Raw genomic sequence first — 21,058 nt, 5'->3', positions numbered from 1 at the left:
CGTTGTAAAATTGTAATCTATACTCTCAAAGCCACTGTTCCCTGCAGGAACGTCGAATGTCGATAAAAATTAAGGACATACAAAGACCCATCATTAATGAAATGAAGGAATTTGAACGCAAATTCCGGAGTTCCATGAAAACCGATGTAATGCTGCTTGATCAGATCATGCGGTACATTATCCATCGCAAGGGTAAGCAAATCAGACCTATGTTCGTGTTTTTGTCTGCAGGAATCAATGGCGGAATCACCGAGTCAACTTATCGTGCCGCTTCATTGATAGAACTTGTTCATACGGCTTCTCTGGTTCATGACGACGTAGTGGATGACTCTGATTATCGTCGAGGTTTTTTCTCAATTAAAGCTCTTTGGAAGAATAAAATCGCGGTATTAGTGGGTGATTTCCTTCTTTCAAAAGGACTGGATTTGAGTGTCAAAAATCAGGAGTATAATCTGCTGGGCATAATCAATCAGTCGGTAACTGAGATGAGTGAGGGCGAACTTCTGCAGATTGAAAAAGCTCGTAAACTCAATATTTCCGAAGAAGTTTATTATGAAATAATTCGGAAAAAGACTGCGTCATTAATTGCCAGTTGTTGTGCAGCAGGGGCTAGTTCTGCGGGTGTAGAGGATGATCTCATTGAAAAATCAAGACTACTGGGAGAGAAAATTGGTTTGGCTTTCCAGATTAAAGATGATCTTTTTGATTACGGAGATGAGGAAATCGGGAAACCAACGGGTATTGATATCAAAGAGAAAAAAATGACGCTTCCACTGATATATGCCCTCAATAATTCAGGAAGACTACAGCGAAACCGAATCATTAATATTGTAAAAAGGCATTCAAATAAACCAGCTAAAGTTCAGGAAGTTATCAATTTTGTGAAGCAAAGCGGTGGAATAACCTACACCAAAGAGGTGATGATCGGTTATGTCAATGAGGCTTACACCATTCTAAAAGAATTTCCGGATTCTCCTTTTAAAGAGTCTTTGAAACAATTGATTCAATATACTATTGAAAGGACTAAATAAATTGGAAATGCTAAATTTATCGTATTTTCAATAAATAATGAAAAGTCATTCTTCATCAAAACTTAATCTTAACAATCGCCTCCCATTTGTTGATTGATTAAATTGCCAAAAAATTACACTCGTGAATAGACTTCTTACCCTTGTAGCTCTCGTTTCGCTAAATTCTTGCTTTGCTCAGCCAAAAAACTCCAGTTTGGTTCAGAAAAACGCTGAAAACAAACTAGTGGTGGGTATAGTGGTAGATCAGATGCGGTATGAATATCTCAATCGCTTTGCTGACAGATATTCGGAAGGAGGTTTCAAACGCCTCATGAGTCAGGGGTTTAATTGTAAGAATAATCATTATCATTATGCTTCCACAGTTACCGGGCCAGGCCACGCTCATGTTTATTCTGGAAGTGTGCCGGCGGTATCAGGGATTGTAGGTAATGAGTGGTTTGAAAAGATTAGTGGCCAAGGTATGTACGTGGCCTCAGACAGTACAGCGAGTGTAGTAGGGGAAGGTAGCGACCGTGCCGGTAAAATGTCTCCGAAAAATCTCAAAGTCACTTCTATTACTGATCAATTAAGAATGGCAACCCAGTTTGGGTCGAAAGTCATTGGAGTGGCTATCAAAGACAGAGGAGCTATCATGCCTGCAGGTCATACGGGTACAGCTTATTGGTTTGATTCATCTACCGGTAATTGGATTAGCAGTACGCATTATATGGACGCTTTGCCGGAATGGGCTACTAAGTTCAATAATGCAGACAAAGCCGAAGCGTATGCAAGCCTCACGTGGAATACTTTATACGATATTGAAACTTACACAGCCTCGGAAGAGGATGATCAGCCTTATGAAAACACAATAAGCGGCGAAACAAAAGCTGTTTTTCCTCATTCAATTAAATTGGGCTCTTTGGCTTCTACTCCATGGGGCAATACCTTAACGCTTGATTTTGCCTTGGAAGCAATGAAAAGTGAAAATCTCGGTAAAGGTAAATACACCGATTTTCTGGCTATTAGTTTTTCGTCACCAGATTATGCAGGTCATGCCTTTGGGCCGCAGTCCGTTGAAATTGAAGATATTTACCTGAGACTTGATCAGGATATAGCAAGGCTACTGAACGAACTTGATGCTCAGGTAGGAGAGGGCAATTACACCGTTTTCCTGACTGCTGATCATGCTGTTGCCGATATTCCGGCTTATTTAATGAAGAATAAGATACCTGGTGGATTATTCATCGGTCGTGAATTCCAGAATAAAGTAGAGGCCCTTTTGGATCAGGAATTTGGAGATGGCGACTGGATCAGAGCTGTTGACAATTATCAGATTTACATGAATCGTAACCTGATGAGTGAGAAGGATGTTGATCTTGAAGACGTCTTTGAATATTTACAACCAATTCTAACGCTTGAAGAGGGTGTTTATAATCTCGTTAATCTGGCCGAAGGAGAATTGGGTGGTGTCCCGCCATTTTATCAATCATTGCTCCAGAACCTATACAATCCCAAAAGAACCGGTGAATTGATGATTTTAGTTGAACCAGGCTGGTTCCACGGATATAATAAAGGAACAACTCACGGTACTATGTGGGCTTATGATACCCACGTTCCTTTGTTATGGTATGGTTACGGAATATCGAATGGCGAAACCGTCAAACCAACATATATTTCTGATATAGCCGCTACCTTAAGTCAGTTGCTCGGAATTCAGGAGCCAAACGGCTCTGTGGGTAAGCCTATCGAGGAAGTGTTGAAATAAATCAGCCAAAAAGGTCGGGCTGAATTTCCTGAATGATCTTCTTATCGGTAATCAAATTTCTGTGAGCGAGCACAAAAGCTCTGAATTCCTCCATTTGTTGTAATAAGGGGTCAAAGTCATACTCTCTGAGTTGATAGCTTTCGACAAAAATCTGCTCAAAATCGCATATAATATATTCCATCGATTTGAACCCATAGTCCTGAAGAGCGTACAGGTAAAGGTTCTGAAAATTCAGGTCATGTCTGCCTGGTCTGTGTTTTGCGGTGGATTTGAGATCGATAACCCTCTCTTCTCCCAAAACATCAGCGAAGCCATAAAAGCGGATGTTTTGATGAATGAAGCTCACTAATTGCTGTGTTTTTCTACTGATTGGTAAAAGTGACCTTGCTTCTTCAATGAGCTCAAAAGAAATCTCCGAGGACTTGTCTTTAAGTACAGCCTCTTCAAAACGAATTCCTTTTTTGAATTTTTGTAAGACTTCGGGATCTGTTTCGGGTATTCTGTTTATTCGGTTAAGAAGTCGCTTTTTTGATTCTTGATCAGGTTCTTTGAAGTACCGTTGAAATTCATTAAGCAGAGTAGGGTAAAAATGAAATTGATAGTTCATTAGCGTACCAACTCCACAGCTCCAAAGACCCCGGCACTGTCTCCCAGTTTTGGTTTAAGAAATACCGTTTCCACCTTTTTATGGTTAAAAATATACTTTTTGACTTCTTCCACACCTTTCGAGTAGATTTCGTCAATATTGCTAACACCTCCGCCAAGAACAACCACATCGGGGTCTAAGACATTGATAATGTAATGTATCGCCTTGCCAAAGGACTCAAAAAGCCTTTTCATTGTTGCCGTGGCGTGCTCATCTTCGTTTGCACGGTATCGTTGCACCACTTCTTTTAAAGATCTTTTAGTGCCGCTGATATCCGCATAATACTTTTCAAGAGCTTTGCCCGAGAATACGTTTTCATTGCATCCTCTCTTTCCACAATAACACTCTACACCATCCTCTTCCAGTACATTATGTCCCCATTCGCCGGCAATACCGTGTTTCCCGTTCAGTACCTTGCCGTTGACGACTACACCACCACCAACTCCGGTACCCATAATTACACCAAAAACAACCTGAGCAGTAGGGTATTTTTCAGGGACAATTCCCATAGTGGCTTCTGCCAAAGCAAAGCAATTGGCATCATTGGCCATTTCAATGCGTACACCCAAAGCATTTTTCAGGTCTTTTTTCATGGGCTGACCATTCATACAGGTAGTATTGCAGTTTTTCATGGTCTGTGACCCCGGATCAAGGGTCCCGGGAGTACTAAAACCGATGGCCTCAGGCTTAAAACCGGTTTTTTCAATCAAAAGGTCAATAAGTTTTTTAATCTGACTTATGATATGCTCGTAGCCTTTGTTGGCCTCAGTAGGGATTCTTTCACGAATAATGACATCATTACTTTCTGCCCCGATAACAATGCCTTCTATTTTGGTGCCGCCCAGATCTACGCCCCAAAGGTGCTTTTCAATATTCATTCAGTAATTAGGTTAAGTATCTGCAAAATGCCTGATTTGAAGAAAATATCAAAGAAGAAGCTGTTGCAGGGTTTAAAGTATTTTTTGAAAAGCGTTAAAAGCTGTTCATCTTTACCAAAACTATTGAAGTGAGAACAATGGAACGCATAGCGTTTTTTCCCGGATCTTTCGACCCTTTTACCAAAGGCCATGCAGACATTGTGGAGCGTGGACTGAAGTTATTTGATCAGGTTATCATAGGTATTGGTACCAATCCCGCAAAGAAGAGGCATTTTTCTCTGGAACTCATGGAGAAGGTAATTAAAGGGGCTTTTAATGATGATGCTCGAATACGAGTTGTTAATTATGATGACCTAACGGCCAACGTAGCCAGAGATTACGGAGCAAAGTTTCTTTTGAGAGGTTTGAGAAACACCACTGACTTTGAGTATGAAAACACCATTGCTCAGGTGAACCGGCAAATAGTAGAAGGGTTGGAAACGGTTTTCCTTATTACTTCACCATCTCTTGCCCCGATTAGTTCTACGATCGTTCGTGAGCTTCACAGTTACGGGGTTGATGTGAGTGACTATTTACCTTATCCCTTAGAAAGTCTGACCTCAGATTAAGTTTAGTTTTCCATGAATTGAAGTTTTTGCGAGATGGTCTCATCAATAACCTGAGCTATGGAGGGGTAACTATCCTCCAACGCCTTGTGCATTTCACTTCTGTTCATCCATCTTATTTCCTCAATTTCCTCTTCAAGCTGAGGCTGCATATTATCATCAGAAATAAGTGACATTTTGTACCAGTAAGTACGTTTTAGTACGCGTTCATTTTTGTGCGTATAGGTATGGTAGGATACAAAATAATCATCAATTACCTTGACCTCAATTCCGCATTCTTCCTCCACTTCTCTTTCAGCGGTTTCAATAATGGTTTCACCTTTTTCAGCTTTTCCTTTGGGTAAATCCCATTTGTTTCTTCGGTAAATCATTAAAATTTCACCCTCGTCGTTCAGAACTACTCCACCTGCGGCATCCACTATTTTGTAGTGTTTTGAAAGGGTTTGATAGGCTTCAGGTACCGAGGAAACCAAAAACGTAGCTGATTTGAAACTGAATTTTTTGACTTCCTTGATTGTCTTAAAAAAATCGTTTAAAAAAGCGTTGTTTGCATCCAGAACAAGCACTTTTTTCTTCCACTCTTCAATATCTCTGATCTTTTTATTGCCGGTGATCAGGGTGTGGTAATCATCTTTAGAGGCCTGATTGAAATTCTTTTTGGCTACTAATTTCAAGGGCCTGTCATTGATGAATATGATCATAAAAATGTTTCGATTTGCTGCAAAATTAGACTTTGATAAAGATGTATGCCCCTGATTTCTAAAAAAATTATTTTTCAGTAGCAAAGCGTCTCACAATTGTATTATTTTGCATATCAATTAAATGGTGCTCGATAACCTCATGTGAGGTTACAATGCTTAATGGAAATATTTATACTTTTCTTCCTGATCCTTCTCAACGGGTTGTTTTCTATGTCAGAAATCGCCCTGATATCTTCAAGAAAAACTAAGCTTGAAATAGCCGCCAAAAACGGAGACAAGAAAGCCCAGGCTGCTCTTGATCTTGCGGGATCCCCTAATAAGTTTCTCAGTACTGTTCAGATAGGTATTACCCTCATCAGTATTTTTACAGGTATTTACTCCGGTGACCGACTCGGAGTCTATGTGAAACCTCTTTTTGAGCAAATTCCTGCCTTAGTTCCTTATGCTGAAACCCTTTCGGTGGCTCTGATCACCATTGCTGTTACCTTTTTATCGTTGATTTTTGGTGAACTTTTACCGAAAAGAATAGGCATGGCTGTGCCTGAGGGTATCTCAAAATTTATGGCAGGGCCTATGGCTTTGTTGTCAAAAATTACCTCTCCATTGATATGGGTTTTGAGTCAAACCAGTAAGTTTTTGTTCAGTCTTACGGGTATCAAAGAATCGGATAACTCCATAACCGAAGAAGAAATAAAATCATTGGCTAAGGAAGGAGCTACGGGTGGAGCCATTGAGGAAATTGAACATGAAATTGTTCAGAATGTTTTTCATCTCGGCGATAGAAAAATCACTTCTTTGATGACAAACATTAACGAAGTGACTTACCTCGATTTGGAAGATCCCTATAATATTAACCGTAAAAAAGTGATGGATTCCCGTCACTCGGTATATCCGGTTTGTAAGGATGGTATCAATAATATGATGGGTCTTCTCTACGTCAAGGATATTCTTGGGAAGTCACTTACGGCAGAACTGAAAAATCTGGAGTCTAATCTCAGGGAGTGTCTTTTTATACCCGAAAATAATTTGGGTTACCAGGTATTAGAGAAATTTCAGGAAGAACGAAAGCACTTTGGTGTAATCGTTGATGAATATGGTAGCGTGCAGGGTGTGGTAACCATGAATGATATTCTGGATGCTCTTGTAGGTGATATTTCAGAGACCAACGAATTTGAATTTGAGATATTCAGGAGAGATGATGGTACATTCCTGATTGATGCCTCTTTGCCTTTCGATGAATTTTTGCAGGAGTTTGATATTGAGTTGAGCAATAGAAAGGAATACTCGGGATTTGACACTATGGGCGGTTTTGCCCTTGAAATTCTTCAGGAAATCCCTGATACTGGTGACAAATTTGAATGGGAGGAGTTCCGTTTCGAGATTGTGGATATGGACAAAAACCGTATCGATAAAATTCTTGTGAGCAGAATTGATGGTGAAGAAATCGTGATCGAAGAAGACTGATATTAATCTGGAGTCAACTAAGTGACTCTGACATCTATTTAGAATGACTACAGCGAGAAAAATAGCCACTATTCTATTGAAAACCGAAGCCGTAAAACTGAGTCCGGCAAACCCCTTTACCTGGAGTAGCGGTTGGAAATCCCCAATTTACTGCGATAATAGAATTACACTTTCTGATGTAGAAGGGCGTACTTTTATCAAAAAAGCATTGGCGAAGGCCATTAAAAAGAATTTTCCTGAAGTGCAATTAGTGGCGGGTGTTGCCACAGCAGGCATCGCTCAGGGAGCTTTGGTGGCTGATTATCTCAAAGTACCATTTGCCTATGTTCGGCCAAAACCAAAAGAGCATGGTATGGGTAATCAAATCGAAGGTCGAATAGAGAAAGGTCAGAAAGTTGTGGTACTTGAAGATCTTATTTCAACCGGTGGAAGCTCTCTCAAAGCTGTGGATGCTCTCAGAGCCCAGGGTATTGAGGTCATCGGAATGATCGCTATCATGACCTACGGTTTTAAAGTTGCTGATACCAATTTTGAGGAAGCCGGTGTTCCACTGGTGACTCTGAGTAACTATTCTTTCCTTATTGACGAGGCTAAAAAGCAAAACTACGTCAAAGAAGAAGATATCGACTCCCTCAAAAAGTGGCGTAGATCGCCTGAGAAGTGGGGTAAGTAAAACCGGCCTATTATGAAGTTTGATGTTTCTTCTCCGCACAAAGAATTTACAAATCATCTTCTCTTACCTGAAAATGAAAGGATTTTATTCTCGGGAATATTTGGAATCGGGAAAACCACTTTTCTAAACGAGTATTTTAAAGGTCACAGCGATTATGTAGCCATTCATTTATACCCAGTGAATTACTCGGTGGTGTCAAATGATGACATTTTTCGTTTGATCAAGTTTGATATTCTTTGTGAGCTACTGGGTAGGGGAATAGAATATGATTTATTGGAAGTAGGTTCCTGGGAAACTCTCAGTTTATTAAGTCAAAAAGAAACCTTAGAGGCCTTAAGGCCTTTTGTAAAGAGTATCCCAAAACTTGGCAAAACTGTTGATGAAATTTTAAGTGGGCTTCGAAACTTTGTAGAAATACTTCATGAAAAGAAGGCGGAAATAACAATTGATACAAAGAATGAGCACATTAAGTTTTTAAAAGAGTTTTCTCTGACCTCTCCAAATCTTTATGAGGAAGATTTAATCACGGAATTGATCTCAGAATTATTAGAAACGCTTAAAAGGCCTGCAGAAGAAGCTAATAAGAAGCTTGTATTAATAGTTGATGATCTGGATAGGCTTGACCCTGAACATATTTTTCGTATTCTTAATGTTTTTGCAGCCCAAGTTGACAAAGTTGGTAGGAGTAAGTTTGGTTTCGATCATGTGATAGTCGTTTGCGACGTCCTTAACATTAGGAATATATACTCTCACCGATATGGTGTTTCTGTTGATTTTAATGGTTATTTAGATAAATTTTATAGTCATGAGGTTTTTGTTTTTGACAACAGTCTTATAATAACTAAAAATGTATATCAGGTTTTAGAGAATTCATCAAACGTTCTAGCGAAGAAACATCAGTCTTTACTGCAGTTAGGAAACACACAAAATATTTTTACAAAATGTTTATGCTATATTTTGACCGAACTTATTAATCGTAAAAGGGTTAACCTTCGCGATATTGGAAGAATTCAAAATTTAGAAAATATAGTTTCTGGCCGGAAAAAAGTATTTGTTAATGAACGAGAGATTGTTTCAGGCGAAGTTCCAATTTTTCTAATTGTCGACTACTTGTTAGTAATATTTCAAAGCTGGATCGATTTAGTTGACAGTATAAAAGCTTGCAGAGATTTTCATAATGTTGAGTTCAATTCTCAACAAATGGTTTCATTACATGAGACAATTATAACAGGGATACAAATTTTATCAAATATTTACCCAAATGGCCAGTCTATATTTATCCTTCCCAATTCCTCCGATGAAATTAAAGTTGATATTAGATTTCTCCAACAGAATTATTTTGTAAGTAAAATCATCGAGAAGGATAACAATCCAAAGCTGAATTTCTTTGAACTGTTAACAGAGTTTTTAATTAAATGTGAACAAAAGGGTATCTACAATTGAAGAAAAACCTTTTTCATATTACTCAAAATGTTCTAAAAGCTACCGTCTGGATCAGCTCAGGTCTTTTCGGTTTATATATTTTGGGTTATTATTTCAAAGCTCTTCTTCAGTGCAATACCGCTCAATGGAACGAAATTCTTCCGGGTTTGTATGACCAAAATACCCGTCAGGCTACTAATGGAATAGGCCTCCACTTCGCCGCCGGAGGTTTGATTCTGGTACTTGGAAGTATTCAGTTCATTCACAAAATCAGATTAAAGTGGCCGCAAGTTCATCGTTGGATCGGTCGAATTTATATACTGGCCTGCGTTTTGGCAGCTATTGGTGGTCTGGTTTTTATTTTTCAGAAAGGTACTATAGGCGGCTGGATCATGGATATTGGCTTTGCGGGCTATGGTATTCTTATGCTGATAGCTGGTGTTGAGACCTTCCGAAATGCCTATTCAGGGAATTTTGAATTACACAGAGCCTGGGCCATTCGTTTATATGCTTTGGCTATCGGCTCATGGCTATACCGAATGGATTATGGTTTCTGGCATGCGGCGACTGATCTGGCAGGTCATGGTGATAATTTCAGTGGGCCATTTGACTATTTCATGGATTTCTTCTTCTATCTGCCAAATCTGATTGTGGCTGAGCTCATTATCCAAAGAAAAACACTTTCAAAGTCGCCGTTTCTATCAGGAGTTGTCTCAGTTTTATTTATCGGAATTATTGTATTCATCGTGTTAGCCACTAAAGTCTTCTGGGATCACTATTGGGGCGAGCCTATAATGAACTTCTTCAAATAGACAGATCAAACTTCTGAGCAAGTTGCTTTAGCCCATCAAGTGTATCTTCCCGAAGTTCAAGTCCATTTTCTAACTGATGCTTTTTCAGTGCAAGGCCCCGGCTTCCCGGGAGGCGGACAGGCTTTGATTTGTCGATCGGCTTGCTGCTTAAACACTGCTTTTTCAGATTTTCCATTTCTTTTTTGAAATAATTCTCTCCCGCAAATTTTGAAGGATTGATCACTTGGATGAAAGTGCTGGCACCCCATCTGCCCGGTTCATTGACTCTGCCGTGACCTCCAAGAGCAGAGGTTAGGGCTTCAATCATAATACCGAGGGCAAAGCCTTTATAACCGCTGTCTAAACCTCCCAGAGGTAAAATAGTGGAAGGCTCTTCCTCAAAAAATGAGTCAGGGTCATCTGTAGCTTTACCTTCTGAATCCAAAAGCCAGAGGTTAGGGAGTTTTTGGCCTTTGTTTCTCGCCTGATGAACCAATCCATTTGAAGTGGTCGACATACTGACGTCAATAATAATAGGTTCTGATTCAGTTGGAATGCCAAGAGCCAATGGGTTTGGACTATACACACCTGTCGTACCTCCAAATGGGGCTACGGTAGCATTGTCAGGATCACTGCAGGCAACGATGACCATATGACCGTTTCCAGTGGCTTTCTCCATATAGGCAGCCAGACAACCGATATGAGAACATTTTTGAATTACAACAGTACCAGTTCCATTCTCATCTGACATCTTGGTCGCCTTAGAAATAGCTTCCTCTACCAGCCAGGGGCCCGGCAGGTATTTTCCATCCCAGAGTTGACTTGAATCTGTCTCATTGAGAATTTCATAATCGCCATCAGACTCCATACTGCCTTTAAGAAGATGGTCTATATAAGGCATGACCAAGTGTAAACCGTGGGTTCGGTGTCCCATCAGTTCTCCTTCTAAAAGAATCTGGCTGACCGAGGAAGTTTTTTGCGAGTCCAGGCCTGCTTTGGTAAAAAGCTTCTTCAGGAAGTTTTGAGCGGTTGATGCATTCATGCATTCAAATTAGGGAGAAATTTGAGGACATATATAAAAAGGCTGGTCACTTTTGCGACCAGCCTCCTCATTTCGTCGATAACTCTTCTGTTTTTACTTGGCTACTTCTATGGAAGCCTGACGGGCATTGATGGTTTTACCTTTCATACCAGTAATCACTTTATTGACATCACGCTCCGGTACCTCTACAAAACTGAATTTGTCATACATATCAATCTGACCAATCACACGACCAGGAATACGACTTTCAGCTGCAATAGCACCTACAATATGATTTGGAGAAACGTGATCTTTTTTGCCAAGACTGATGAACAAACGTACCATGCCCGGCTCCCCTGAACCCTGACCAGTACCACGTCTTGCCCCTCTTCTTTCACCACGGTCTCTATCTCCACGTCCACCTCTTTCTCTTCGGCCACCTTCAAAACGAGCAGAGCGTGAAGATCTGTCACCTCTTTTGCCGTCGGCAAGATCATCATCACCTGTTTTTACCTCAAGATCACCCACTTGCATTCTCAATAGAGCAGTGATGATATCGTAAGTTTTAACGTCTTCTGATTTAAGTTCGTCAACTAACTTCTCAAAAAGCTCGTTGCCTTCATCAGTAATATTTGCCTTAATACGCTCTTTGAATTTCTGAACTTTGATTTCTTTCAGATCTGCCAAAGTTGGAATTTTGCCTTCCTCGATCTTTACCTTGGTATATCGCTCAAGATCACGAAGTTTATTCATGTCACGTCTTGGTACCATCATAAAGGCTTGGCCTTTTTTGCCGGCACGGCCTGTACGACCAATTCGGTGTACGTAATATTCAAGATCAAGAGGAACGTCGTAGTTAAAGACGGCATCTACGTCATTCACGTCAATTCCACGAGCGGCCACGTCAGTTGCCACAAGAATGTTGCAATTACCCGTTCTGAATTTATGCATCACCTGATTACGGGCACCCTGGCGAAGATCACCATGAAGTCCTTCTGCTGAATAACCGCGTTCCTGAAGCTCCATAACTACCTGATCTACTTTAGATTTAGTGTTACAGAAAACCAGCATAAGTTTCAGATCATTAGCATCGATAAGACGACACATGGCCTCAGTTTTAGCGTCTCTTCTTACATTGAAGTATAACTGTTCAATATTATCATTGGTCACTTCATTGCGGGTAACTTTGATAAGTTCAGGATCGTTCTGGAAGCGTTTTGTGATGCTCAAAATTTCTTTTGACATCGTGGCAGAGAACAATATTGTTTGACGCTCCTCAGGAGCAAAACTCAAAATTTTCTCAATATCTTCTCTGAAACCCATGTTTAGCATTTCATCGGCTTCATCCAGAATCATCATCTGAAGATTTGAAAGGTCAAGCGTTTTACGCTCAATATGGTCCATGATACGGCCAGGCGTACCCACCACAATTTGTGAACCTCTTTTAAGGTCTCTGAATTGTCTTTCATAAGACTCGCCACCAAAAATGGAAGTGACGAAAAGGCCTTTTTTGTATTTTGATAGCTGATACATTTGCTCTTTTACCTGAAGAGCAAGCTCACGGGTAGGGCACATGATCAAAACCTGTGTGGTTCTGTCATCCACATCTACTTTTTCAATGGCCGGAATACCGAAAGCAGCTGTTTTACCAGTTCCTGTTTGAGCCTGACCAATAACGTCAAGTCCATTAAGAATAGGTGTAATGGCCTGAGATTGAATCGGTGAAGCTTCCTGCCACCCCATTTCTTCTACTGCCTGAAGCATAAAATCAGACAAAGGAAGTTCGTTAAACTTTACAGTTTGCATAGTTCTTTTGGGCTGCCCAGCTAGCAGCCTTCTCTTTAAAATGTATTGAGGCGATTGCGACACGCCTTTTCGTGAACATCACGGTCTCCCGTTGCCTGCTCTGAAAAGGAAATTGGACTTAAAGATTTCAGCCCTTAAAAACGAATGTCGCTGTCAGAGAACCCGAACGGGGTTAAAAATTTTGGCAAAAGTAAGATAAATATTTGATATTTCCTCGTTTGGGGTATTTTGTGTTGTATTATTTTAAGATTTGTTCAGTCTTTCCTCCAAATAAAGCCGTTTTCAGGGACGTTGGTGAAATTTAAATTGTCTAATGTCTCGCTTTCAAGTGTAAATGTTTTCAAAACCATGGCGTCTGAATTGAGATGACTTTTCTCATTATTTTTCAAATAAATGGTTTCTACATAGTTGTTTCCATCTAATTGAATATTGCTGAGGCCTTGATTTTCAATACGTAAGTCTTTAATGCGGCAATCATAAAGTCGGAGGGCACTGGAGTTATTGACAACTGACAACCGAGGTGTATCAAAGCTCTCCAAAGTTACCCGACTAACACTTGTTTCCAGGTAATTGAGCTTGGGAAGAAAGAGGTTGATATATTTTTTTACCTCAAGGTCCTCAGTGCTTTTAGGAGTATTTTCAGTGTAGATTAGTAAAGTATCACCTTTGGGCTCAAAACGCACATATTTTTGGTAGGACTTATGAACCTCCATTTTTGGATGGTCATATTGACGCAAAGTCAATTTTAAACGGCCCAGATCAACATTGATTTTTACAGCCGAGAAATCTTCAATGTTAAAAGTGGTAAATCTGGCTTCGTGCGAAAGTCTGGGCTCTCGGGTTGAGGCTTCTTTACTCTTAGTTGAACATGACCAAAAGAAGGCTGAAAAGACGAGTAAAGGAATAAGCTGTTTCATATGACCACAGGGTGTTTCCAAAACTAAGGAAATCTCATGAAGATGAGTACTTTTGTCAAAATTTTGGAACAGACCTTTTTCTATGCAGAAAGTACTATTTATTGACCGAGACGGCACTATCATTATTGAACCACCAGTAGATTTTCAGGTGGATTCTCTTGAAAAACTTGAATTCTATCCGAAAGCCCTTTCCGTTTTACGAAAAATAGCCGAGGAGACTGACTACAAACTGGTGATGGTCACCAATCAGGATGGACTGGGGACAGACTCTTACCCTGAAGAAACTTTCTGGCCGGCTCATCAGAAAATGATGACAACGTTAGAAGGTGAGAACATTCACTTCAGTGAGGTTTTAATTGACCGCACTTTTGAGCATGAAAATGCCCTAACCCGCAAGCCAAGAACGGGATTGCTCACACATTATATAAACAACGAGAACTATGATTTGGCAAATAGCTATGTCATTGGTGATCGTTTGACGGATATTCAATTGGCTAATAATCTTGGTTCAAAAGGTATTTTGATTTCTGAAGATACGTCGGCAAAAGAAAAAGATGACACAATATCTTTGGTTACGACCAACTGGGATGAAATCTTTGAGCATTTAAAGTTACCCGCCCGAATTGCTGAGATTCAACGGGATACTAAAGAGACCGAGATATATGTGAAGGTCAATCTGGACGGCACAGGGCACGCATCAATGGATACGGGCCTTGGCTTCTTTGATCATATGCTTGATCAGTTGGCTAAGCACTCAGGGGCAGACATTACAATTAAGGTCAAAGGTGACCTTCATATTGATGAACATCATACCATTGAAGATACTGCACTCGCTCTTGGAGAGGCCTTTTTGAAAGCCCTTGGCGATAAAAAAGGTACCAACAGATATGGATTCCTTTTGCCAATGGACGAGGCTCTGGCTCAGGTGGCCATTGATTTTAGTGGAAGGCCATGGCTGGTATGGGATGCCGACTTTAAGCGTGAAAAAGTAGGGGAGATGCCTACGGAGATGTTCATGCACTTTTTTAAATCGTTCTCAGATACCTCAAAATGCAATCTTAACATCAAATGTGAAGGGGATAACGAGCATCATAAAATTGAGGCGATTTTTAAAGCTTGGGCCAAAGCCATCAAGATGGCCATCAAACGGGATATCAATGCAATGGATAGCTTGCCGAGTACAAAAGGTGTGCTCTAAGATCCAAATAAATGAGGGGAAGGCCGTTTATACGGCATTTCTTGATTCTTGAGAACATATTAGCGAATTTTGAGAAAAGCCTTCGGGAATAACCCGGAGGCTTTCTTTAAGAACCTTCTCAAATAAACTACATGGAACTGTTCAAAATACTCACACTTCTCATTGTGATTTCGGCCCTTTTCGGCTATCTCAATGTCCGTTTTCTGAAGCTGCCAACCACTATCGGTTTGATGATTATGGCATTGGTTTTCTCTCTGTTAATGATCCTTTTTCAGTTTGTTAACCCTGAGTTGACGGTTTTAGCCAGAGACTTAATTGGTCGAATTGACTTCACTACGGTTTTGATGGATGTGATGCTATCCTTTTTGCTTTTTGCAGGAGCATTGCATACCAATGTGGGAATGATCAACGAAGAAAAGCGAAGTATTGGTTTGTTCGCTCTCGTTGGAGTTCTCATCTCCACATTTTTGATTGGTACATTGATCTATTACTTGTCTCTGTTTTTAGGGCATGAGATCGGCTACGTTTATTGTATTTTGTTCGGTGCTTTGATTTCACCAACCGATCCAATAGCCGTTTTGGGTATCCTGACCAAATCTAATATTCCGAAGAAAATTGAGATCAATATCGTCGGAGAATCCCTTTTCAATGATGGCGTAGGTGTGGTGATTTTCTTTACGATATTGGAAATTGCTCATTTGGGAGTAGGCAATGTAACTATCGGTGACGTAGCAACATTATTCATTCAGGAGGCCATTGGCGGAATCGTTTTTGGTCTTGGTCTTGGCTGGATTATGTTCCGTTTGTTAAAGTCAATTGATGATTACGAAGTAGAGGTAATGATCACTTTAGCTTTGGTGATGGGTGGCTACTTGATTGCTCAAACTCTGCATACCAGCGGCCCTCTGGCAATGGTGGTTGCTGGTCTGTTCATGGGTAGTAGCGGACTCAAGCAAGATGCCATGAGTGAAACCACGGAGCTTTACGTTGACAAGTTCTGGGAGCTCATTGACGTTCTGATGAACGCTGTTTTGTTTGTCCTCATCGGACTTGAAATTCTCATTCTTGAGTTCAAACCCTATTATTTCCTCGCGGGTATTGGTGCCATTATTATTGTTCTGTTAGCTCGTTACGGAGTTATTCACTTTTTGCTACGTATTTCAAAGAAATGGGTGGCCGTTGATAAAGAAGCTCCACTACTATTGACCTGGGGTGGTTTACGCGGCGGTCTTTCCATTGCTATGGCCCTTTCTTTACCCGCTGAATGGGAGGCCAAACAGTATATTGTGTTCATTACATATTCGGTGGTTCTGTTCTCCATCATCGTTCAGGGGCTGACTCTTGAAAAGGTTGTGAAAAGGATTTATCAATCGTAAAAATTTGTAATTTGCATAATATTATCGTGCACCATCGAGTTAGTTAACCAGTTCATATAAATTAATCCTTTTCACATGTTGCAAAACATTTTGCTTCAAGTTCCGGCCGCTGCCGGGATAGATTCAACGCTTACGGCTTCCTCTACCAGTATTAATTATTTCGAGCTCTTATTGAAAGGCGGATTCGTCGTTTATCCAATTTTAATCCTGCTTTTCGTAACCTTCTTTTTAATGGCAGAGCGATATCTGTTTATTAAAAAATCCTCAAAAATTGATTTCGGTTTTTTGAGGTCTCTCAAAGACAACATTCTCAGAGGAGATATGAGGTCAGCTATTGCGATGTGTAAGAGTACAAACCTCCCAATTTCCCGAATTCTTGAAAAAGGAATAGCTCGTATCGGTCGGCCGGTAAAGGATATTGAAAGTGCCATGGAAATTCAGTCCAACCTGGAAATCTCAAAAATGGAAAAGAATATGGGCTATTTGGGTTTGATTGCGGGTGTGGCTCCAACGTTGGGTTTCGTGGGTACTATTTCCGGTATCATCCGCATTTTTTATGAAATTTCAGTAACCGGGGAGTTCTCCATTGAAACCATCTCAAATGGTTTATATGAGAAAATGATTGCCTCGTTCTCAGGTTTGGTGGTTGGTTTGATCGCCTACTCTGCTTATCATGGTATTAATATGATGATTGATAAATTCAGTATTCATCTTCAGGCTACCGTAATGGACTTCCTGGATACACTTAATGAACCCGCCTCGTAATTATGAAGCTGAAAAGACAAAGACGTTTTGAAGCGGAGGTTCAAACGGCTTCGCTTAATGATATCATGTTTTTCCTTTTGTTGTTCTTTTTGATTGTAGCAACACTTGGGAGCCCTAATGTCATAAAACTACTCTTGCCGAAGGCTGATACGGCTACACATGAGGTAAGTAAGCAGCCAATCACCTTGTCAATTACTGAAGATAAAGCTTATTTTATTGATCGTCGCAATGTGCCTTTTCCACAGCTGGAACATGAATTGATGACAGCGACGGCTGGAATGGAAGAGCCTACGGTGATTTTAAGAGCGGCTCAAAGTCTCACTATTCAGGATCTGGTAGACATTATGAGTATGGGAGCTCGTCTTCGAATACGAATGGTGTTGGCCACTGAACTAGATTAAACGAAAAAGAGGCTTAGGCCTCTTTTTGTATATTCCACTTTCATTCGGTTTTATTGAAATATGCTGAATCAAAGGCTCATTAGGTCTTTGAATTTAATCGCCTGTCTTCTTGAAATTTCTATTTTCTCACCTCCCGGGCCTATTTCTCCCGGTTTTAAAGTGACGAGTAGACCGCCAGAGAACCAAGGCTCAATTTTATCGATCCAATTGAGGTTGATGATGTGTTTTCTGTTAGCCCTAAAATAGATTTTTGAGTCAAGACGCTCCTCAAGGCTATTCAACGATTTGAGAATCATTGGTTTCTGATCATCAAAATGGAGTCTGACATAATTTCCCATTGATTCAAACAACCTAACTTTTCCAAGTCTGACAAACCAGCATTTCTCACCATCTTTTACAAAAACCTGATCATGAACTCCGAGTTCTCCTTCTTTTGGTTCGCTCTTATCATCAGATTGGGCCTCTTTCTTCTCCTCTTCAACCCTCTGAATTGCTTCCGCGAGACGAGCTGTATCAATAGGCTTCATGATATAGTCAAGAGCATTGAACTCAAAAGCTTTTAGAGCATATTCATCATAAGCTGTGGTGAAGATAACATCAGGAACGCGGTCTTCAAGAGCTTCCAGAAGTTCAAAACCATCTTTTCCGGGCATCTGAATATCTAGAAAAAGAAGATCTGGCTCCATTTCTTCAATCATCGGAATAGCCTCGTCAGCATTAGCCGCTTCGCCAATAATATTAATTCTGGGAAATTCTTCCAGGAGTCTTTTTAGCTCATTTCTTGCTAATCTTTCGTCGTCAATAATGATGGTTCTCATGATTCTTTTGGTTGATCTAATGGAATCCAAATTTCAGCCCTGACGGTCAATTTGTCTTCCTGATGAATATTAAACTTGAAACGATTTCCATATAAAAGATGTAGTCGTCGCTTTGTATTTTCAATACCAAAACCGGTACTGTTTCTCTTGTTCTTATTGTCCTCTAATTGACCGGTATTTCTGATGATAATGGCCAGGTGGTTGTTTTCGATAAGTGTTTTTATTTCAATAAAGCCCCATCGAAGAGCTTTTTGAACTCCATGCTTGATAGCATTTTCAACCAAAGTTTGAAGCATCATTGGCGGAACCTGAATACTTAACGTATTAGGAGCGATGTCAAATTTGGATTGCAGCCGATCTTCATACCTTATCTTTTCAAGACTGAGATAATCTTCTATGGTTTTTAATTCTTCTTTTAAGCTTACGGTTGTTCTTCGATGTGTTATCAAAGAGCTTCTAAGTAGGTTTGAGAGTTGAGTAATCCCATTGCTAGCCTTTTTCGGGTCTTCGGTAATGAGTGCCCTGATGCTATTTAAAGCGTTGAAAACAAAATGTGGGTTCATCTGAGCACGTAAAACTTTAGCCTCGGTCTCTTTCATAGACGCTTCAAGTTTTACACGTTCTACTTCTGCATTCCTTCGCTCAGTGGCATAAGCATAAAAAACATAAATCAACACCCAAATCAGAACCGGCTTACCATAATTAATAATGTATGAGATATCTCTGATAGCCCAGTTCATTTTCTCGGTATTGATGAATTCAGAACCTATCGGAATATTAATAGCAGCAAGCACGAAAGTGATTAGACCAACCACTCCAATACTGCGTAGAACCAATTGGGTAACCGGGAGTTTTATCCAGTGATAACGCTTAAATATCACTCTGAAAATATGCGTCATAGCTACACCCGCAGCTACATTGACCACAATACTTCCAATGATGCGATTGAATTCGTCAAAATTGAAAGTTAAAAAAGCAAGATTATTTGCCAGATCAGAAAGAAAGTAGACTGACCAGCCAACGATTTGATATATCCAATATGCTTTTTTTGAACCCATAAATGAATGCAACGAAGTTAAGCGAAATTGTTTCGACTAAGTTCTAATTTACATCATAGGTTTTACTGATGCATAAATGGCTGAAAATCTACACCGCTAAAACCTGAAGGTGGTCGGTATTATTTGCCTCAAGAATCTGAAACTTGTTTGTTAGATAAGAGTATTCCAGTTTATAAAGGCAAAGGTTCTGGTGGTGGAAACAATCCATTTCAGACAAAGGCAATCCACTAAGCCAGGTTAATAAAATTCGCATAGCTCTGCCGTGCATTGCAACCAGAACCAGCCTCTCATCTTCATGCTTTAAAATTCTATCAATGGCTTCTTTTTGTCTTCCGGCCACTTGTTCCGGGCTTTCTCCACCTGTAGCTGGTATATGAGTCTCCCCCCTTCTCCATTGATCTATCAACTGAAAATATGAGCTGTCATTGTTAGGGTCAGGGGCCTTTCCTTCTTTATGTCCCCATGAGATTTCGTTGAGACCAGGTAAAATGATATGGGGTAGTTCCTGTTCCAGAAAACCTTTAACGCTTTGATGTGTCCTTTTCAGAGCAGAGGTATAAACAGCATCAAACGGCACATCCTTGTAAGCTGAGAAAAAAGCTTCGGCCTGTTTCTTGCCAATTTCATTCAAATCTGAGTCAATTCCACTGCCTTGCACAATACCTCTTTTATTATAGTCGGTTTCGCCGTGTCTGATCAGAAAAATATGCTTTGTGCTCATTTAGTGCCTGTTGTATTAGCAATGGCCGCAAAATTAATGCAAATGACGATAAAACCTTAGAAATCAATTTATTTTAGAAGTAGATCATTTTCAGAACAGAGTTGTTCTCAAAATGGCGTTATTTTTGTTTTTCATTCATCCTAACCTCAAGGATTATGAGATTTCTACTTATTGCATGTTGCCTTATTGGCTTCTTTCCGGTTTTTTCTCAACATATGGTTCCTGATACGTCCAAGGGCTTGCCAGCTATTCCGGTGGAGATAAACGAGGAAGATGCTGCTTATAATGAAAGAGAGCTTCAGTTTCAGTGGGGCGTTCGTGGAGGATTCAGTAAAACTCAAATAAACACCCCCGGTGGAAATGTAACTCGTGTCTCAGCAAACGGGACACCACTTATTAATAATGGAGTTATTGTCAGGGACGAACTGATCTCGAATTCTGCTTTTGGAAATGGTTTTCAGGGTGCTGCTTTTATCCGTTTCATCAGAGGCTCATTTTATTTACAACCTGAATTTATCTATGCCACCAAGGGCGGCCGTTTTGATTTTATTGACCGTTCAGGGAATCTTTTAAATCGTGTGGATGCCCGTTTTTCAGCGATTGATGTACCCGTTCTTTTAGGAATTAGATTCAGAGATGCGAGAGTCTTCGGTGGGCCTGTGGTATCAACTGCTTTGAAGCAAAATAAAGCTTTACAAGAAGCACTGAAACCATATACCGTCCCTGACTTTAATTTTAATTACTTCAACCGACCGGTTATCAATTCTGTTTTTGGACTTGGTTTTGAGTTCAAATCCTTCTTTTTTGACCTTCGCTATGAAGGTGGAATAGCCAATATCGCAGAAACGGAGATTGGCCCGGCCAATACTCCAAAAGAATTCTTCTTTTCCACAGATCAATTTATACTTTCATTAGGGTTCATAAAGTGACTTTGCACCGCTTGTTAAGTCATAAATAAGACTGAAAATCAGTCATGAATTTATGTAGTTTATTTTTGCTACATTTAAGATCTGTATTAACAA

The 21,058-nt window shown here is 40.1% G+C and carries 21 protein-coding genes; 12 read left to right on the top strand and 9 right to left on the bottom strand.

What is annotated here, in order from left to right; genetic code table 11:
* Window positions 1-56 precede the first annotated feature (56 nt).
* Both AFM12_RS13330 and pafA read left to right on the top strand, forming a co-directional pair.
* Window positions 57-1,031, top strand: a complete 975-nt coding sequence (locus tag AFM12_RS13330; protein ID WP_055149044.1) for a polyprenyl synthetase family protein — start codon at window positions 57-59, stop codon at window positions 1,029-1,031.
* A gap of 121 nt (window positions 1,032-1,152) precedes the next feature.
* Complete coding sequence (gene pafA / locus AFM12_RS13325) at window positions 1,153-2,775, top strand: alkaline phosphatase PafA (protein ID WP_055149042.1); 1,623 nt, start codon at window positions 1,153-1,155, stop codon at window positions 2,773-2,775.
* A 1-nt stretch (window position 2,776) separates the two neighbouring features.
* On the opposite strand, the gene AFM12_RS13320 is transcribed toward pafA, so the two are convergent.
* Both AFM12_RS13320 and AFM12_RS13315 read right to left on the bottom strand, forming a co-directional pair.
* The gene (locus AFM12_RS13320) at window positions 2,777-3,382 is read right to left on the bottom strand and encodes a hypothetical protein (RefSeq protein ID WP_055149039.1); all 606 of its coding nucleotides are present in this window, start codon (window positions 3,380-3,382) and stop codon (window positions 2,777-2,779) included.
* Window positions 3,382-4,299 carry an ROK family protein gene (locus tag AFM12_RS13315; RefSeq protein WP_055149037.1) on the bottom strand — a complete coding sequence of 306 codons (918 nt, stop codon included), beginning with the start codon at window positions 4,297-4,299 and terminating at the stop codon, window positions 3,382-3,384. Before AFM12_RS13315 ends, AFM12_RS13320 begins: the two co-directional genes overlap by 1 nt.
* 137 nt (window positions 4,300-4,436) lie before the next feature.
* Here AFM12_RS13315 and coaD point away from each other — a divergent pair, with 137 nt between their 5' ends.
* Window positions 4,437-4,907: a pantetheine-phosphate adenylyltransferase gene (gene coaD, locus AFM12_RS13310; RefSeq protein WP_055149035.1), complete on the top strand. Its 471-nt coding sequence runs from the start codon at window positions 4,437-4,439 to the stop codon at window positions 4,905-4,907.
* A gap of 2 nt (window positions 4,908-4,909) precedes the next feature.
* On the opposite strand, the gene AFM12_RS13305 is transcribed toward coaD, so the two are convergent.
* Window positions 4,910-5,605: an NUDIX hydrolase gene (locus tag AFM12_RS13305; RefSeq protein WP_055149033.1), complete on the bottom strand. Its 696-nt coding sequence runs from the start codon at window positions 5,603-5,605 to the stop codon at window positions 4,910-4,912.
* Window positions 5,606-5,764: 159 nt separating this feature from the next.
* On the opposite strand from AFM12_RS13305, the gene AFM12_RS13300 reads away from it, so the two are divergent.
* From AFM12_RS13300 to AFM12_RS13285, 4 genes are read left to right on the top strand one after another with little or no spacing between them, the layout of a single operon-like run.
* Complete coding sequence (locus tag AFM12_RS13300) at window positions 5,765-7,069, top strand: hemolysin family protein (RefSeq protein ID WP_055149032.1); 1,305 nt, start codon at window positions 5,765-5,767, stop codon at window positions 7,067-7,069.
* 43 nt (window positions 7,070-7,112) lie between these two features.
* Window positions 7,113-7,742 (top strand): orotate phosphoribosyltransferase, encoded by a 630-nt coding sequence (gene pyrE, locus AFM12_RS13295; RefSeq protein ID WP_055149031.1) that lies wholly within the window; start codon window positions 7,113-7,115, stop codon window positions 7,740-7,742.
* Between the two features lie 12 nt (window positions 7,743-7,754).
* Window positions 7,755-9,185 carry a P-loop NTPase fold protein gene (locus AFM12_RS13290; RefSeq protein WP_055149029.1) on the top strand — a complete coding sequence of 477 codons (1,431 nt, stop codon included), beginning with the start codon at window positions 7,755-7,757 and terminating at the stop codon, window positions 9,183-9,185.
* On the top strand, window positions 9,182-9,976 hold the full coding sequence (locus tag AFM12_RS13285) for a DUF2306 domain-containing protein (RefSeq protein WP_055149027.1): 795 nt from the start codon (window positions 9,182-9,184) through the stop codon (window positions 9,974-9,976). Before AFM12_RS13290 ends, AFM12_RS13285 begins: the two co-directional genes overlap by 4 nt.
* Here AFM12_RS13285 and AFM12_RS13280 read toward each other — a convergent pair.
* The 3 genes from AFM12_RS13280 to AFM12_RS13270 all read right to left on the bottom strand — a co-directional run bounded on the left by AFM12_RS13280 (window position 9,969) and on the right by AFM12_RS13270 (window position 13,699).
* Entirely contained in the window at window positions 9,969-10,997 is a 1,029-nt protein-coding gene (locus AFM12_RS13280; protein ID WP_055149026.1) for an Ldh family oxidoreductase, read from the bottom strand. The genes AFM12_RS13285 and AFM12_RS13280 overlap by 8 nt on opposite strands.
* Before the next feature lie 93 nt (window positions 10,998-11,090).
* A complete protein-coding gene (locus AFM12_RS13275) occupies window positions 11,091-12,782 on the bottom strand; it encodes a DEAD/DEAH box helicase (protein ID WP_055149024.1) in 1,692 nt (563 codons plus the stop codon).
* Between the two features lie 254 nt (window positions 12,783-13,036).
* The gene (locus AFM12_RS13270; protein ID WP_055149023.1) at window positions 13,037-13,699 is read right to left on the bottom strand and encodes a GIN domain-containing protein; all 663 of its coding nucleotides are present in this window, start codon (window positions 13,697-13,699) and stop codon (window positions 13,037-13,039) included.
* 82 nt (window positions 13,700-13,781) lie between these two features.
* On the opposite strand from AFM12_RS13270, the gene hisB reads away from it, so the two are divergent.
* The 4 genes from hisB (at window position 13,782) to AFM12_RS13250 (ending at window position 17,439) form a co-directional block, all read left to right on the top strand.
* Complete coding sequence (gene hisB, locus AFM12_RS13265) at window positions 13,782-14,897, top strand: bifunctional histidinol-phosphatase/imidazoleglycerol-phosphate dehydratase HisB (RefSeq protein WP_055149022.1); 1,116 nt, start codon at window positions 13,782-13,784, stop codon at window positions 14,895-14,897.
* Window positions 14,898-15,028: 131 nt separating this feature from the next.
* Window positions 15,029-16,273 carry a cation:proton antiporter gene (locus tag AFM12_RS13260; RefSeq protein WP_055149020.1) on the top strand — a complete coding sequence of 415 codons (1,245 nt, stop codon included), beginning with the start codon at window positions 15,029-15,031 and terminating at the stop codon, window positions 16,271-16,273.
* Between the two features lie 75 nt (window positions 16,274-16,348).
* Complete coding sequence (locus tag AFM12_RS13255) at window positions 16,349-17,038, top strand: MotA/TolQ/ExbB proton channel family protein (protein ID WP_055149015.1); 690 nt, start codon at window positions 16,349-16,351, stop codon at window positions 17,036-17,038.
* Between the two features lie 2 nt (window positions 17,039-17,040).
* Complete coding sequence (locus AFM12_RS13250) at window positions 17,041-17,439, top strand: ExbD/TolR family protein (protein ID WP_055149014.1); 399 nt, start codon at window positions 17,041-17,043, stop codon at window positions 17,437-17,439.
* 68 nt (window positions 17,440-17,507) lie between these two features.
* Here the strand turns inward: AFM12_RS13250 and AFM12_RS13245 are convergent, their stop codons facing one another.
* The 3 genes from AFM12_RS13245 to AFM12_RS13235 all read right to left on the bottom strand — a co-directional run bounded on the left by AFM12_RS13245 (window position 17,508) and on the right by AFM12_RS13235 (window position 20,036).
* Window positions 17,508-18,257 (bottom strand): LytR/AlgR family response regulator transcription factor, encoded by a 750-nt coding sequence (locus tag AFM12_RS13245; protein ID WP_055149013.1) that lies wholly within the window; start codon window positions 18,255-18,257, stop codon window positions 17,508-17,510.
* Complete coding sequence (locus AFM12_RS13240) at window positions 18,254-19,315, bottom strand: sensor histidine kinase (RefSeq protein WP_055149010.1); 1,062 nt, start codon at window positions 19,313-19,315, stop codon at window positions 18,254-18,256. The genes AFM12_RS13245 and AFM12_RS13240 overlap by 4 nt, the downstream gene beginning before the upstream one ends.
* 88 nt (window positions 19,316-19,403) lie before the next feature.
* A complete protein-coding gene (locus AFM12_RS13235; RefSeq protein WP_055149007.1) occupies window positions 19,404-20,036 on the bottom strand; it encodes a histidine phosphatase family protein in 633 nt (210 codons plus the stop codon).
* A 155-nt stretch (window positions 20,037-20,191) separates the two neighbouring features.
* On the opposite strand from AFM12_RS13235, the gene AFM12_RS13230 reads away from it, so the two are divergent.
* Complete coding sequence (locus tag AFM12_RS13230) at window positions 20,192-20,965, top strand: porin family protein (protein ID WP_055149005.1); 774 nt, start codon at window positions 20,192-20,194, stop codon at window positions 20,963-20,965.
* The last annotated feature ends 93 nt before the right edge of the window (window positions 20,966-21,058 follow it).

The sequence above is a fragment of the Jiulongibacter sediminis genome (assembly GCF_001306455.1).
GTDB lineage: Bacteria > Bacteroidota > Bacteroidia > Cytophagales > Spirosomataceae > Jiulongibacter > Jiulongibacter sediminis.
This window is presented reverse-complemented; position numbering and strand designations above follow the sequence as displayed.